This is a genomic window from Desulforhopalus glucosivorans, from assembly GCF_054397165.1.
Window position 1 is genome coordinate 1295351 of record NZ_AP044854.1, and the last position, 15206, is coordinate 1310556.

Here is a 15206-nt window from a genome sequence, read left to right on the forward strand (position 1 = left end):
AACCACAAATGTGTGGTTGGCCTTTTTGATTAGAACGTAACCCTTGATGTGGGATTAGAAAACAACCTTTTCAGAATTTTTCACAAGACTCTCAAAACCATCCTTCCAGTTTCTTCCACCCAGATTCTCAGCTAGCAGAACAGCCATATGTTTAGGATCTATGTTAAGGTCACTGTTACGACCAAGGCCTGAAAGACAAGACGGGCAGTTCGTGGCCATCACAAGTTTAGTTCCAGGGAGGGTGCTCTTTTCAATAGATTCACGTTTGCGCTCAAGCATGGCGTAGGAGATATCGGGTCTTGAAATGGCAAGAGTACCTGCTTCAGAACAGCAGTTTGGCACATTTTCAACACTATTGTAAAATCGACCAAGTAAAGGCGCTCCCTCACCGTCAAAAGAATCATGACATGGGGTGTGGTATAGGGCTTGTACATTCTTTTTGGGCGTATATTCCCAATCACTGTTTTCTAGAACGTAGTGGGAAATATCATCAATCTCGCAATTAAAGATCTCTTCACAGCCTATCTCATGGAGGCTTTCACGGCAGGTTCCACAGCTGATAAGGAAACCATCAAAAACAAAGTGGCCGAGCATCTCTTTGATCTGGCTGAGTATAATAGTGTCGCGAAGTGAGATTTCGCCAGCCATCTTCTTTTTAGCATTCACCCTGGCTGGAAATCCGCAGCAGAGGTATGGTGGTGGCAGAACAACCCGAATATTATTTTTGGCCAGCAGGTAAATAGAGGCCGCAGCAATATCGGAAAAGAGTCGTTCAGAACCACAACCAGGGAAATAAAACACAGTGGATTGTACCTTACCACTTTCCGGCATAACTATAAGAGCTTCATTTTCAGAACATTGTGGAAGCATCTCAGGCAGTGCCTTGGTGGCGGCAGGTGCCATGGGAGATTTCAACATATTAAGAGGACGCCACTCATTCTCTGTGATTTTTGCAGGCGCCTTTTTAAATAGTTTGGTCCCAACCCTCTGCATGGCACTTCCCCATTCAACTACGCCCTTTCTAAAGACATTGTTGACGACCTTATTGCGGTTCTGCAGGTACATAAGAGAAAGCTTTGTAGCAGGCGCAGTGTGCTTATAGCCGAAGTCACTGAGTATTTCTCTTTCAAGAATGGAAACTTCAGCGGTATCAATGTCAACAGGACAAGGAGCTGCACACTTCTTACACATGGTACAGTGATCTGCGATCTCTTCGAGGTTTTTTAACTGTTTAAACCGTGGAAGATGGGTTCGTTGAACATCATAGAGTAGAGCCTCAATGAGAGCTCCGATAACCATATTCTTATTTCGAGGATGAAAAAAGATGTTGGTGCCGGGATAATAAACGCAGCAGACAGGCATACACTTCCCGCAACGGATACACTTTGCAATCATTGAAGAGAGCTCAGCAAGGGAACCATATTGCAAAATTTTTGCTTCAAGCTCAAGAAGATTAAAAGAAGGAGTAAAAACCTTGTCAATAATGTCCGGATCTCTTAGCATTCCCGGGTTCATGATAGAATCAGGATCCACTTCTTTGCGGTAGGCATTTAACGCTTCAAGTTTCTTCTCTTCAAGAAACTTCATTTTTGTAATACCGATACCATGTTCACCGCTGACGACGCCGCCAAGTTCGACCGTCTTTGCCATAACATCTTCAGCGGTCTTTTCGGCACGTTTCATCATTTTCCTGTCATTTGAAAAAACAGGAATATTAACGTGATTATTACCATCACCTGCGTGCATATGGGTTGCAATGATGATTCGTTTGGACCTGACTTCTGAGTAGATAGACTCGATATTTTTACTTACCTTCTCATAACCGCTAAACAGTTCAAGCAGCTCACTCATTAACTGTTTAATATATGCTTCATGACGGATAGATTCTGTTGTACGAAGGGCAAGTTTTTCAAGCGTCCCAAGGCAGAGTTCATTGGCTTTGGGCATCTTGGCTTCAAGCCAGTCAGGATCCTCAAGGGGTTCTGCAGTTTTGAGGTAATCCAGGAGTTCATAGATAAACTGCTCCTTGTTATAAATATCCTCTTCTATATTGTACTGATCTACAAAGCGGGTAAATTCAGCAAGGGCAGAAAGGGGCAGGACAATATCTTCATTGAGTTTAAAGGCATTGGTTCTGGCTGAAATGGCTCCAAGGCGCTTTCTGTCTCTCCAGAATCGTTCTGCTTCGTCTGCATCCTGTGCGATAAAGAGTTCAGTATTTTTGTATGGATCAAGGAGTGTTTGTAGTCTGGCTTTTCCACTTTCAATATGTCCGGTGTTATGGCCGACCATATCTATTAGGAGTACGGCCTTAGGACGTTCACTGCGGGCAGCTTTAAACTTGTATTTAATTGCGCGAATATATTCCTCATCAAAGTGCTCCAGTGCCATGAGTACTTCTTCACCTTCATTTTTGAATTCGTCAGAAATTTCAACAATGACCCGGCTGGCCTCATCCATATCTTCGCCGTAAAATTCAAGACAGAAGGTTATCTTTTTCTCATACGCCTCATAGAGAACGAATTCGCCGGAGGTGATGACTCCATCCGTACCTTCTTTTTGAAAACCTGGAAGACCAGAGAGGGCTTTATTGGTAATATCCTTCCATAGCCCCTTTTTGCGAATATCGGTACCTGCAATATCTAGTGTCTTGAGGATTTTTTTGCTGGAGTCAACGACTTCAAAATTCAGGGTGTCCTCGGGGAGGATTTTACGCATGGGATGGCCGATTCTTCGTACTGTAAGAAGATCCTGGCCAGGCATTGCTATGGAATAGGAGAGAATATTGTCGATGGCCGTACCCCAGAGAACAGCAGTCTTTCCACCAGCATTTTCAGCAATGTTTCCACCAATGGTTGAAGCCCATGAACTGGTTGGGTCTGTTGCAAAGACAAGGTTACTTGCCTTGGCATGTTGCATCGCAGCAGAGGTGACAACACCGGCTTCCACTTTAAGTGTTGGTACTTTGACGCCCTCACCGAGGTGAGGAAATGGCTTAAATTCAATGTCATGAATTGTCGTCAATTTTTCTGTATTGATTATCACACAGTTCTGGGTCAGGGGAACACTTCCACCGGTAAGCCCCGTACCGCCACCCCGTGGGATGATAGTAAGACCAAGTTCTGCCACAGCTTTCATGAGTGCTGGAACTTGGTCTTCGGTAGAAGGTCGAAGAACAGCCAGTGGCAGAAAAAGGCGCCAGTCTGTTGCATCTGTTGCATGACTTATAATGGAGAAAGGATCAAAATTGACGTTTTCTTTGCCAATGATAGGCCCCAACTTCTTTTCCATGAGGCTTCGTTGGTTCGGGACCTCATTGAGCAGGGTTTTGAGTTTTTTGAGTTCTTTACGGCACAGATTAACAAGGTTTTGAACCTTCTGGGTTCTCTCCTTACTATTGGTTGCAACCTTGGCAGCCTTTTCAATGATAGTGAGATCTTCCTTTGCAGTTTTAAAAAACTTCTGGCGTCTGGAGGATGAGTCTATCAGCTCCTGGAAGAGAAAAGGGTTGCGTCTTAAAATAAATAGATCGCCGATAAAACGCATAACAAGACGAGCTGATCTTCCGGTTACTCTCTGGCTTCTGAGTTCTTCAAGGTTGTCCCAGACTTCCTGACCAAAGAGAAGATTAATGATGAGCTTATCATCGGCGGAAGTGAAATTATATGGAATTTCGCGATAGTTTGTAATGTCCATGATTGAAACCCTTTTATAAGACGCGTATTTCTATAAAGTTTAATATAAAAAAAACTGATAAGTGTACGTTGTGAAAAATTAGCTACACCAATAGATGGTGTATTCTGGAGTAGTGCGTCTGGAAATGATTGAAGGGGTGTGGGAGGTATTCCCTGATCCTGCAAGAAATCAAAATCCGTGAAGAGTATTACTCTATTATGCGGGCGCTTCTATCCAATTGTCTTAATGCTAGAACGAACTGTGAAATCTACCACTGTAGGGAATAATTGCGAGTTTTTTATAAAAAAAAATCGATTTAATGGTTTTTAGTGACTTTATGCCCCCCCTCCAGAGGCGGATTGAAGTACATTGTAGAGCTAAATGGTTAATTGTATGAAAAAGTGGGAAATGGATTTCAGGTTCACGACTATTCATTGTATACTCAATTTGTAGGAATTGGTTCCAATAATAATTAGTAGCTTATGAATGGTTTATGAACTCATTTATGAATGGCTTAACAAAATGTATAAGAAACAACATGAACGCTACTCTGCTGCTTCGTCTGAATCGCCCCCGATGCTTGCACAGGTTTATTTATTTTAACCAAAGACGTGCCGTGGTAGTCTTTTTGTTAGGCATTTCGTCTCTTGTTCTCTTCTGCCCTGGTTGTACTCAATTGTATACAGGGTTTCAGGCTGTTGGTGAGCAGTCATGTCATGGGTTATCCTACCCGGAGCAGCAGGATTGTATCGAGCAGGTGAATCTCAGTTATGAAGAGTATGAAGATGAGCGAGAGAGAAGTACACAGTTGTAAACGTTTTGTATGAATAGGACCATGATACTTAAATTTTCACAACATATTACAAAATTATTGACCGGAAAACCTGGTCGGTTCCTTGATGCTAACGGGGAAACCAGGTTTTTACAATACACTGTGTTTCTTACAGCAGGACTCCTTACATCCTTTTGTTTCGGTTTATACCATTTACTATATGGCAACGTTTCCATAACTCTCACCATTATAGGCTTGAGTGTAGTATTGATCACTGGCTGGATACTCTTATATAACGGCTTATTTACGAGTCTTGTTTATAGAGTTAATAGCTGTATCTTTTTTGTTTTTCTTTTTTACCTCATGTTCCTTGGAGAGAATGATAACTCAATGATCCTGTGGATGTATATTTATCCACTTGTTGTTTTCTATTTGTTAGGGAAAAAGGAAGGGATACGATGGTGTGTTTTTATGTTTGTTTGCCTGTTATTCTTTTTCTTTGGTCCCTTCGACATCAAAGCGAGTAGTGGGTATAGTAGCTTTTTTGTGGTCCGTTTTCTCCTTGTTATGCTGATTATCTGTCTGGTTACCTTTTTTTATGAACGGTTTCGTGCCCAGTATCGGATAGATCTTGAAAATAAAAATCAGAAACTCAGATCAGAAATCAAAATACGTGAAGATGCTGAGCGATCACTAACCGATAGGGAGTTGCGCTACGAAGCTCTTTATCTTGGTGCTATAGAGGGGATTGTTCTCGCAGATAATTATGGGGATATTGTTGAGTGCAACCCTCAAATCCTTACCATGCTTGGATATCAGGAACATGACCTTATCGGCAGAAATGTGAGCAGTCTTGTTCATGCTGATGATTTTCAGGTTGTGCCTTCCCAGTTGAGTAAATTGCACTCGGGAGAAACCATAAAGGTTGAGCGCCGCTTAAAGACTGTGAGCGGGATTTACCTTATGTGTGAAGAGAGGGGTAAAAAGTTAAAGGATAATCTGATAATACTGCTCTACAGCGATATCACTGAGAGAAAAATTGCAGAGATGGCTCTGGAACGAGCCAATCAGGCCCTTGATCGTCTGGCCCATATTGACGGTTTGACCCATGTCGCCAACAGAAGAAGATTTAATAAGGTGCTTGAAAATGAGTGGCTTAGAATGTACAGGGAAAAGAAACCTCTCAGTCTCATTCTCGCTGATGTAGATTACTTTAAGCAGTACAATGATCTGTATGGACATCAGGCTGGCGATGATTGTCTTGTTCGTATTGCGGCTCAGTTAACATCGGTTATTCATCGACCAGGCGATCTTGTGGCAAGATACGGAGGGGAAGAATTTGTCATTGTTCTGCCTGATACTGATGAATCAGGCTGTCTGAAGATAGCAGAGGCCATGAATAAGAAAGTAGAAGAAATGAACATTGAACATGGTGATTCGTCGGTTGGTGCGTCTGTTACCATTAGCCTTGGGGTGTCCACCATAATCCCGCAAACTCCAGAGAACTGGGCAGATCTCATTGGAATAGCAGATAGGGCCCTGTACCAGGCCAAAGATAAAGGGCGAAACAGAGTCTGTTAAACAGGACGATTGAGTATATGGGAAACGAATTACCTCAAGATCAAATACATGCCATCATTTCTGAAGAAAACATACGCCTTAAGCGTGAGTTGAAGAGGTTGAAAGCCTCAGCAGTTGATGAATCCTACCCAGACCCATTTCATTTGAGTCTTATTGATGAAGCAATGTTTCCAATTGTTGTGGTTTCCGTTAAAAGCGGAAACATTCTCTACTCAAACAACTATGCCAGGAATTATTTCGGAGTAAGTGAAACAACTGTAAATGAGAGTATTGCTGAAAATTTTTGGGAAAATCCAGATGCAAGATCAGCTTTTTTAAAAGAGGTTCTTGAGAAGGGACAGGTTACAGAATTTAAAGCTGTACTTCGTACCGGCGACAATAAGCGAAGACATGTGCTGCTCTCTTCGAGAATTATAGAGTATCAATCTGAGCAGGCCATATATTCAATTTTTACCGATATCACTGATCGAATAAAAGCTCAGGAAGCATATCTGCAGAGTGAAAAAAATTATCGAAGTATGTATAGCATGGTGCGCCTTATGGCTGATACCTTGCCTGATCTCATCTGGGCCAAGGATCTTGATGATAAATATCTTTTTGCCAATACCGCTATCAGGGAAAAGTTACTTAAATGCCGTCCCGGGGAAGTGCTTAAAGGGAAAAATGATCTGTTTTTTGCCACCAGAGAGCGCAATAATGGCGAGCAGCACACCTTTGGTGAGATATGTATAAATTCTGATGAAATTGTTAAGGCCACGGGAAAGAAGGGCCGATTTTTAGAAGATGGTCTTGTGCGTGGCAAGTATCTGGCCCTGGATGTTCATAAAGCTCCAATGCTCGATGAACATGGAAAAATCATCGGAACTGTTGGTGCCGGAAGGGATGTCACCAATGACATCAAAGTGCGCAAGGCCCTTGAAGAGAGTCAGAAGCGTTTTCGACTACTTGCAAATAATATACGAGATGTCCTATGGATAGCTGATGTAGATCTCAACCCGATCTATGTTACCCCGTCTATTGAGGCCTTTTCAGGATATACCTCAGCTGAATTTATCCGCCAGCCGTTCATCACCCATATGACGCCGAAATATCAGCGTCGCTTTGCCGGGATGTTTAAGCGGATGATTAAGACCATTAAAAATAATGAGGAATTATCTTCAGGCTTTTTTGAGTTTGAATGCAAGCGAAAAAATGGATCAATTGTCTGGGTGGAAATAGCCACAAGTGCAATGTGGGACAGTTCTGGGAGGCTTGCTGGTTTTACAGGTATGATCCGTGATTCGACTAAACGTGTACAGCAGCAGAATCAACTCAAAAACGACAAGCGAATAGCCATTGCCGCCAGCCAGACGAAGTCTGAATTTTTAGCTAATATGAGTCATGAAATTCGTACACCCATGAATGGCGTGCTGGGACTACTACAACTTTTGCAGGAAACTGAACTTTCAGATCTTCAGGGTAAGTACGTTAGTACAGCTCTTGGTGCTGGTAAGAGTTTACTTAAGATTATTAGTGATATTCTAGATTTTTCCAAAATTGAAGCGGGGAAGGTTGAGTGTAGCAAAGGTCCAGTCTCGCTTAGACCACTTGTGGATACAGTGTTAGCATCTTTTGAGACAATGGTGGTAAAAGATGTAGTACAGATTTCATCCCGGGTTGATCCTTTAATTCCAGAAACCATTGTTGCATGTGGTTCCAGATTAAAACAGATCCTTTTCAACCTTCTCGGCAATGCTGTAAAGTTTACAGAAAAAGGTACCATTGCACTTGATGTTTCGATGGTTGAACGAGCTGATCGTCAACACATGTTATTACAATTCACGGTTGAGGATACAGGAATTGGAATGTCTGGTAAAATGAAGGATCAGCTTTTTCAACCATTTAGTCAGGAAGATGGTAGTTTTAGGAGGAAATATGGTGGAACTGGCCTTGGTTTGTCCATTGTAAAAAATCTTGTTGAAATGATGGGTGGAAAGATACAGGTTGAGAGTACGCGAGGTAAGGGGACCCGCGTGTCGTTTACGATTGTAGCGGACAGGTTGAACAATGATCTTATGGGTGCAAGCCAGGTTGAAAATGACACACCGGAAAATGAAAAGCATAGTGTGTGTCCTGGTAAAGTTCTTGTCGTAGAAGATGAGCAGATTAACGCCATGGTGATAACGGCCATGCTCAAATCCCTCGGTTTTGAGGTGGTACATGCCATGGATGGTATGCAGGCTGTTTCACTTCTTGATACGGAGCTGTTTGATTGTATTTTTATGGATATTCAAATGCCTGAAATGGATGGAATTGAAACCACCCGTGAGATTCGCCACTCAATTAAGAATAATAATGTTTCTATTCCTATTATTGCACTCACTGCACATGCCATGAAGGGAGACCGCGAACAGTTTATGGCTGCGGGTATGAATGATTATTTATCAAAACCGGTTGAGGTAGACCGCCTTAAGGAAGTGTTGAAACGCACTCAATTGCTCAGTTTTAAGAACTAATTCTGAACTAATTCTAGATATGATTGAAGGGATTAGTTTGCGTTTACTGTATTAATTTCTGAACTCATTTTATGAGCATATAAGATGCCTATGAAGAGTAGGGCTGATAAGCCATAGAGTGCTACTGTAAAACTATTGAAGATATCGAATATATGACCAGCAAGAATTGGTGACAATGAGGCTGGGATGTTACTTGAAAACAGCCAGCCATAAATCTGGCTTACTCTATCTGCGCCCCAGCATCGGGATGCTGTGGAGACGTAAATTACAAGGACTCCTCCATAGTTAAAGCCACTAAGGGTTGCAACCACAAGAAACCCGGTGGCTGTGGTGAGCAGTGTCGGGGCTGCTGCGAGTAGTAAGGCCTGGCAGAGAAGGTTTACTTTTATGGCAGTTGCTGCCTCCATTGTATCAAAGAGTATTCCCCAGCCTATTCTTCCACAGGCATTGGCTATGGCAAAAAGTGAAACTGCTGTGATACCAAGTTTGACCATGTTTTCTCCTGCAAAGAGCTCTTTTAGGTTCGCATTAACCGCAAAGCCTGCAGCAAGACCGATAAACATTGCCCCATATAATATCTGAAATATAGGGCTTTTGATTACTGTGATAAAATCAACTGTTTTCTTAAATGTTGCCTCGGGTGCATGGTTATGGGGAAACTGCATGGTTGAACCGGCAGAAACGACGATGGCGAGGAAGATAAGACCAAAGATGAAAAAAGTTTCAAATGGTGTATGACCTGAGAACTCCATAAGATAGCCGCCAATCTGACTGACAAGAGCTGCGCCACCTCCAAATCCAGCAACAGCAATCCCCGTGACCAGTCCTTTACTGTTAGGAAACCAGCGAATGCATACAGCAATTGGTACAATATAGGCCATACCGGCACCTATACCACTAATGACACCGATACCAAGAGTTGTGTAGATAAAATTGTGATGACCAAGGCTTGCCAGCAGCCATCCGCTTCCAAAGAGAAGTCCTCCGAGCATGGCACTGACTCTGGGGCCGATTTTTGGAAGGAGAGAGCCCGCCAGCATCATTGTGAGTGGGAAGATAAAATAGAAGGCGGTGAATGGAACTTGTACTGGTCCCTGCTGAAGTCCGGTGAGTGCTTTAATTGGTTGTACATAGACGGACCAGGAATAGGTGGCACCTAAACACATTTGCATCATAACAGCAGAGAGAAGTATAAGATAACGCAAGGGTCCGGCTCCTTCAATTAAATGTGTGGAGAATGTCTGCTTTTTATTAAGGGAAAATGGCCTGAATAGTACTATTTTACTAATAAAAATTGGACAATTTAACCAACCAGAGAATCTTTTACCCGTTTGATTCATTCTTTGTCAAGGGGCTGGTATGCCGTAGAAATAGGTGATTTTGCACGGGATGCTGTTTTGGTAAGACCAATTTTGCTGACGGTTTGGAGTAGGTTGTAAAGGTGTGTTATAATAGGCTGACAGAGAATATGTCTTCGATATTGCAAGAAGATGTCTACGTTATGGACAGGATATTAAGTGAAATGCGGGGGTTAGGAGATTGGCAGATAAAGGTTTCGCAATATACCAATAGTGCTGAATTTTAGTGTTAAAAAAATCTTGAACTCTTTAATTCTTCAGAGTAAAAAAGCCTTGCCTGCAAATTTAAATGTTCGAATGTGTTGAGATCTCAGCGTCATTTTTTTTAATATATTTGAGTAAACCGGAAAAGTACTAATTGGGATGTAGAGAAAATGAAAATACTCGTTATTAATTCAGGAAGTTCTTCTATTAAGTTTCAACTTCTTCAAATGGAAGATGAATCTGTACTGGCATCAGGTCTCATTGAGAGAATTGGAGAAGAGGTAGGGCTTCTAAAGTGTACCTTTATGCCGGACTCAGATAAAGAGCAGGTTGCAAAGATTCAAGAGCCTATTGCAAATCATAACACTGGGATGATGCTAGCTGTCAATCTTCTTTCCGAAGAAAAGTATGGTGTGCTATCTGGAAAAGATGATATCGGTGCTGTGGGACACCGTGTTGTTCACGGTGGAGAGGATTTCCACCAGCCTGCAATAGTAACCGATGAAATCATGGCCGCAATTGAAAAGAATATCCCACTTGCTCCACTTCATAACCCTGCAAATATCGATGGTATTCGAGTGGCTCAAGAGCTTTTTCCTGGGGTTCCTCAGGTAGCAGTTTTTGATACTGCCTTTCACCAGACAATGCCACCTCAGGCGTACCATTATGCGCTTCCTTATGAACTGTATGAAAAAGAGCGCATCAGACGCTATGGTTTCCATGGTACTTCACACAAGTTTGTTGCAAGTGAATGCGCAAAGCTTATGGGCAAGCCATTAAGCGAATTGAATATTATTGCAATTCACTTAGGTAATGGTTGTTCCATGACCGCTATTAAAAATGGCGAAAGCGTCGATACTACCCTGGGGCTCACTCCTCTTGAAGGTCTTGTAATGGGTACCCGCAGTGGCGATGTTGATCCTGCAGTACATGCTTTTTTATCTCGCAATTGTGGCATGGATATAGACGCTATAGATTCAATGCTTAACAAAGAATCAGGTCTTAAGGGGTTGTGCGGTTTAAATGATATGCGCGATATTCATGCTGCTATTGAGGAAGGCAATGAACGTGCTCAACTGGCGCTTGATGTTCAGACCTACCGCAATAAAAAGTATGTTGGTGCATACATGGCAGCCCTTGGTAAGGTTGACGCGATCATCTTTACTGCAGGTATCGGGGAAAATGATAACATCGTGCGTGCAAAAACCGTAGAAGGACTTGAGAGTTTCGGAATAGAAATGGATCTTGAGGTTAATAATCAGCGTGTTAAAGAACCAATTCTTTTAAGCAAGTCTTCAAGCAGTGTGCAGATCTGGGGAATCCCAACCAACGAAGAACTGGCAATAGCAAGAGAGACAAAAATTCTTGTAGCATAGTATGTATCCCGTTTATCGGGGTTAGATAACAGAGTTTTGTGTACAGAGGGGGATGAATCATACAGGTTCAGCCCCCTTTTTATTGGCCTATGCAATATGATACATAGAGTGAGGCTATCTCCTGTTTGATTAAGCATTTCGCGGATTGTGTCTGCCAGATCTGCTTTTTGCTATCGGTATAAATGCAAACACTTCTACACTAATCATTGCTGCTTCATTTGCTGATTCGTAACGCCTATTACATATTCATCTACACATTCATTTACACATTGCGTTACTCTGTACGATACTATCCATTCTATTTCATGGAGCCAAAAACGTAGAAGCTATGGATTTCTATGAAGCTCTACTTTTGGCGGCCCTGAGTCTATTGTAGAGTGTAATAAGATTGAGATGTTTTAAAGAGATTTCCTCCCACGTTGATTCAAATGTAAGGCCAAAGAAAGACTCTTTTCCTGCAATTATCTGTTCAGCTGTTTGAATGTCGGCCTTGTGTATAAATCTTCGAATGTTATTGGAGTATGAATTGGTAGAGCCTGAAGCGTCACCTAGTTGCAGAAGTGTTGCGATGGCCCTGAATGTACCAGTTCGCTCTTTACCTAGCGCACCATAATTCACAACCCATTCACACCACTGTGCAGCATTTCCTCTATCTCCAAGAGCAAGATATATATGGGCCCTGAGCTCTCCAATCCTGAGGGTTTTCCAATGGCAACCATCATCGAAGAGTACGCCGATAACATGGGATAAGAGTAGTTGGTCATCGAGTTCGAGTTCATCGAGAAGGTCGAGGGTTGCCTCGAGTTGGGTACTGCTCATGTGAGACAGTTGTAAGATTTCAGGGCGAAGAAGGGAGCCCCTGTTTCGATTGTTCCAGACAAGATCATCGACGGGATAGATTTCTGACATACCGGGAACAATAATACGACAGCTGTATAGGCCGCAGTGGCGGTAATCACGGAGATACATTGAAAATCCACATGAACTGATACAATTGGTCAGTTTCTTCACTTCATCGCTGGTGTTACCGTCAAACGACCATGGGCTCAATGCGAAGTCGGGACTATCTTTAAACATCGACCAGGCAAGTAATCCGTCAGAGTCGATGAAGTGACTTTCAAGATTATATCCATCAGCCACCATCTCAATATTATGAACAGGAAAGCTGAAATCATGAAGTGTATCAAGATTACGTCCCTGGAGAAGTTCTGTGAGGGTTCTTTCGATTGCAACTTCAAACCTGCAGTTTGCACCAAAGGCTGCGTATACTCCGCCATTTTCGTTATCAACGAGCAGGACGCAGATAACAGGAAACGTTCCTCCAAGGGAGCTGTCATGGATTGTGACTGAAAAGCCGTTTTGTTGAAGGGAGTCACGTATTGAAATGAGGTGGGGAAAGTTAACTAATAATTCATCGGGTACAGCTGGCAGGCTCAGTCCTCCCGCAATTACTTTATTTTTTACATAGCGCTCAATGATTTCAGATAAAGCTTGGGCCTTGCATTCATTCGGGGAATTTCCTGCAGCCATACCATTACTGACATAGAGATTATTAAGAAGGCTTACTGGAAAATAACATGTACTGGAATCTGTAAGATGGGTAAATGGCAGACCACAGATTCCCCGCTTATTATCATCTATATTGTTGTCCAATAGATGGTGACTCTGAAGCTCATGATCGGGGTTGTAGAACTGTATAAGCTCAGGAGTAAGCAAAGAGCTTTTGCTTTCAATGTGGCAATACAATTCGATATCAGCACTCTGACTGCCAGGTGTAAACCATAGTTCATCGGGGTAAAAGACAAATGGATTTCGCATTAAAAGTGACTGATATGAACCAAGATAATACTGGCTGAAAAAGAAATCAGTGGAAAGACGTTCTATGAATTCACCAAAGCCACTGGTCATACTGGCAAGCTTACTTGTGCCTTTGCCATTAGTGTAAAGGTCAGGACAAGAGCTGTCTTGTAGATGGACAGACCAGCAAAGGGGAACCGGGGTTAGGCAGCTCATTTCCTGAAGTTCAATACCAAAGTGAGCGAGGCTGTCTATTGCAGTTTTAAGAGTTTCTTCAAGGGGAGAATCTTTACCTGGCAGCAGTGTCTGAGTGGGCATGGCTTTTGAGTACTGAGAAAAATATTTTTATAATTGAACTTTTGTAAGATGTGTGTCCAGATTCATCAACAGGTTGACCTTGGATAAATACCTCATTCGTTACAAGGATCCATCGACGTAATACGATAATCGCTTATACCATGTAATAGCGGAAGGAGCGAATGAAAGGGTAGTTTGGAATCGAAAGGAATGAGGTAAAAACAAAAAACCTGTTTCTGCTACTAGGTTAATCGGGGAGGAAACCTAAACGCGGCAGAAACAGGGGAGGAGCAGGTACAACACCATTCAGGTCTTGGGGGGGACCTGAATGGAAAGAACAGTTTTAGATGGTGTTTTTTGCACGTAAAGAATCTGCGAGCATTTCCACAACAAACCGCATTTTTTCAGGAGACTCGTGCTGGATAAGATTATCCTGAATATGCATTACACAGGTCGGACATCCGGTTGCAACATAATCGACGTCAGCTGCCTGGATATTTTTTACCTTATGGTTGTTGATCTTAATTGCTGTGTCATAGTGGGTGATACAGTAACTACCTGCACTACCGCAACATACAGCAGAATCCTTCATCTCTTTAAAATCAACTCCAGGGATTTTCTTTAACAGTTCCCGTGGTTGGTCAGCAACACCCTGACCGCGAACCATATGACAAGGATCGTGGTAGGAAACCTTATAAGGAAGGCTTCCCAGTTCTTCAGTCTTGATGTCTATATTATCTGCGATGAACTCATGGATATCATACACTTTTTCAGTGAACTCTTTGAGTTCAGGGCTGTCATCGATGAATACCTTGATCTCTTTTTTAAGAGACATTCCGCATGAGGAACAGGCTACAACAATGGCATCCAGATCGTACTGCTGGAAGAGATTGAAGTTATGCTCCATGAGCATTTTAGCCCCTTCGTAATCTCCGTTGGCAAGAACTGGAGTACCGTTACACTTCTGCTTCTTTGGGATCACTACTTCATAGCCGTAACCGGTAAGAATATCGATTACAGAGGTGGCAACATTGGTGTAGATGAGATTACCAGCACAACCTGTAAAATAACCGATGCGCTTTTTGGCAGGTCCATTTTTAGCAGGTACCACTTCAGGGTATTTGCTCTGAGTGGATCGAAGAGCCATTTCCGGAAAGTTTTGCCTTGATGAAAAACCGAAAAGTGGAAAAAGGTGGCGTATGGGGTTAGAGGGCTTAATGCCGAGTAATAAACGCTGGCCAACTCCAATAGCTGCCGCACCGATAGTGATAGGCCATTTACGCCAGACAAGCTGACGGAAGATGAGAGCCTTGAAGAAACCAAGACCTTCCTGGGTGGTTATGTACCACTTAAGGCGCAGTATAACGTGTTCAGGATTTACACCAGTAGGGCAGTTTGCAGAGCAACTCTTACAGTTAAGGCATTCGTTTACAGCATGCTTGACCTTGTCACTAATCTGTATCTCACCACTAACAAGTTTTTCAGCGAGTTTGTTTTTACCACGAGCAACATAGAGTTCGTTACCCATCTCTTTGAAAACAGGGCATACACTACGACATTTGCCGCATCGCATGCATTTTTCAAACTCGGAAGCGGCTTCCAGTAAATGGGTTTCCGCAAGTTGTTTAATTGAGGCTTGAGTTTTCATATA

Annotated in this window: 8 protein-coding genes; 4 read left to right on the plus strand and 4 right to left on the minus strand. The window is 42.6% G+C overall.

The window, feature by feature from the left end:
• Positions 1-54 precede the first annotated feature (54 nt).
• Positions 55-3696 (minus strand): DUF3683 domain-containing protein, encoded by a 3642-nt coding sequence (locus tag ACX6CI_RS05565; RefSeq protein ID WP_458777177.1) that lies wholly within the window; start codon positions 3694-3696, stop codon positions 55-57.
• 517 nt (positions 3697-4213) lie between these two features.
• Between ACX6CI_RS05565 and ACX6CI_RS05570 the strand changes: the two genes are divergently transcribed.
• Genes ACX6CI_RS05570 through ACX6CI_RS05580 form a run of 3 tightly spaced genes read left to right on the plus strand, consistent with a single transcriptional unit; the run spans position 4214 to position 8523 of the window.
• Positions 4214-4489 (plus strand): hypothetical protein, encoded by a 276-nt coding sequence (locus ACX6CI_RS05570; RefSeq protein WP_458777178.1) that lies wholly within the window; start codon positions 4214-4216, stop codon positions 4487-4489.
• A gap of 21 nt (positions 4490-4510) precedes the next feature.
• The gene (locus ACX6CI_RS05575; protein ID WP_458777179.1) at positions 4511-6028 is read left to right on the plus strand and encodes a diguanylate cyclase domain-containing protein; all 1518 of its coding nucleotides are present in this window, start codon (positions 4511-4513) and stop codon (positions 6026-6028) included.
• Between the two features lie 17 nt (positions 6029-6045).
• Complete coding sequence (locus ACX6CI_RS05580; protein ID WP_458777180.1) at positions 6046-8523, plus strand: PAS domain S-box protein; 2478 nt, start codon at positions 6046-6048, stop codon at positions 8521-8523.
• Between the two features lie 32 nt (positions 8524-8555).
• On the opposite strand, the gene ACX6CI_RS05585 is transcribed toward ACX6CI_RS05580, so the two are convergent.
• Positions 8556-9728 carry an MFS transporter gene (locus tag ACX6CI_RS05585; protein WP_458777181.1) on the minus strand — a complete coding sequence of 391 codons (1173 nt, stop codon included), beginning with the start codon at positions 9726-9728 and terminating at the stop codon, positions 8556-8558.
• Positions 9729-10255: 527 nt separating this feature from the next.
• Here ACX6CI_RS05585 and ACX6CI_RS05590 point away from each other — a divergent pair.
• Entirely contained in the window at positions 10256-11461 is a 1206-nt protein-coding gene (locus ACX6CI_RS05590) for an acetate kinase (RefSeq protein ID WP_458777182.1), read from the plus strand.
• Positions 11462-11797: 336 nt separating this feature from the next.
• On the opposite strand, the gene ACX6CI_RS05595 is transcribed toward ACX6CI_RS05590, so the two are convergent.
• Both ACX6CI_RS05595 and ACX6CI_RS05600 read right to left on the minus strand, forming a co-directional pair.
• Positions 11798-13576 (minus strand): YcaO-like family protein, encoded by a 1779-nt coding sequence (locus ACX6CI_RS05595; RefSeq protein ID WP_458777183.1) that lies wholly within the window; start codon positions 13574-13576, stop codon positions 11798-11800.
• 322 nt (positions 13577-13898) lie between these two features.
• Positions 13899-15203 carry a (Fe-S)-binding protein gene (locus ACX6CI_RS05600; protein WP_458777184.1) on the minus strand — a complete coding sequence of 435 codons (1305 nt, stop codon included), beginning with the start codon at positions 15201-15203 and terminating at the stop codon, positions 13899-13901.
• Positions 15204-15206 lie beyond the last annotated feature (3 nt).